This is a genomic window from Streptomyces sp. WELS2, from assembly GCF_013870595.1.
Taxonomy (GTDB): domain Bacteria; phylum Actinomycetota; class Actinomycetes; order Streptomycetales; family Streptomycetaceae; genus Streptomyces.
Genome location: NZ_JACBWZ010001306.1, coordinates 1 through 1,182 on the forward strand (window position 1 = coordinate 1; position 1,182 = coordinate 1,182).

Annotated in this window: 1 protein-coding gene; it reads right to left on the reverse strand. The window is 76.1% G+C overall.

All coding sequences use genetic code 11. The annotated features are described in order from the left end of the window. A partial coding sequence (locus tag H5J33_RS35950) for an NADPH cytochrome P450 oxidoreductase family protein (protein ID WP_181798838.1) occupies positions 1 to 1,182 on the reverse strand: 1,182 nt, incomplete at both ends.

Sequence of the window (1,182 nt, forward strand, 5' to 3'; positions counted from 1 at the left end):
CCCCGGAACGGCGCGAGACCGGTGCCGGCGGCGACCATCACCACCGGCGCCGAGTGGTCGATCCGGAACGCCTCGCGGCAGGGCTGGATCCGGGCGTACACGGTGTCGCCGGGCCGCAGGGAGGCGAGGTGACCGGAACCGGTGCCCCGGTAGCGGCCCTTGCCGGAGCGTGCCGGGGCGTCGAGCACGGAGACCATGAGGTCGGCGTGGCGGGCGTCGGCCGCGGGCGCGGAGGAGATGGAGTAGTGGCGGGGGCGCAGCGGGGTGAGCAGGTCGAGCAGGAGCGGCCAGTCGAGGGCACCGCGCAGCGCCGGGTGGTCCTCGGCCAGCTCCAGCAGGGTGCGCGGGTCGTCGTCGGGCAGGGCGGCGAGGGCGGCGCGCTCGGGCGGGCAGGGGTTGGCCTCGGCGAGCAGGGTCCGCTGCCGGCCGGTCGGGCGCTCCTGCAACTCCACGTGATGGGTAAGGAGTTCACGGACCGTCAGCGGCCGGTCCACGGCGATGCCTCCCCCACGCCGCGGCCGGGTGGGCCGGATGTCCAGGACGGTGCCGGCGTCGAGACCGAACGCGGCGAGTACCCGGTCCACCAGCTCCGGGGCGTTGACGGGCAGCACGGTCAGGTGGTCGGCGGTGCGGTAGGTGACGCCCTCCGGCAGGGCGACGCGCAGGAACCGCTTGGTGCGGGGGTGGCCGGGCGCGGTGAGGTCGTAGGCCTCGGTGACGGTCATCGGAAGCAGGCCGTGCCGTTCGGCGAGGGCGTCCAGCGGGCCGCCGGTGAGGGTGCGTACCGCGTAGCCGTGGGCGGGCTCCTCGGGGGTGCCGTGCCCGGCGTCCGGGTCGCCGTACTGCGTGAGCAGCGCGGTGCGCAGGCGGTCCGTGAACTCCCGTACGGTGCCGGTGAGATCGCCGGAGGCGTCGGCGGCGGCGCGCTCGGTGAGCCGGGTGGCGCCGAGTTCGGCGAGGCGGGCGTCGACCCGGGTGGGGACCTGCTGGTAGGTGGCGGCCCAGTTGCGGTCGCCGACGCCGAGGACGGCGTAGGTCACGCCGGTGAGGTCGGGGGTGCCCTCGAGCCAGCCGGTGAAGGCGGTGGCGTCGTCGGTGGGGCGGCCGTTGTACGAGGCGGCGGTGATGATCACGGGCCGGTCGGTGGGCAGGCCGTCCGCGTAGGAGTCCAGCGCGGCGACC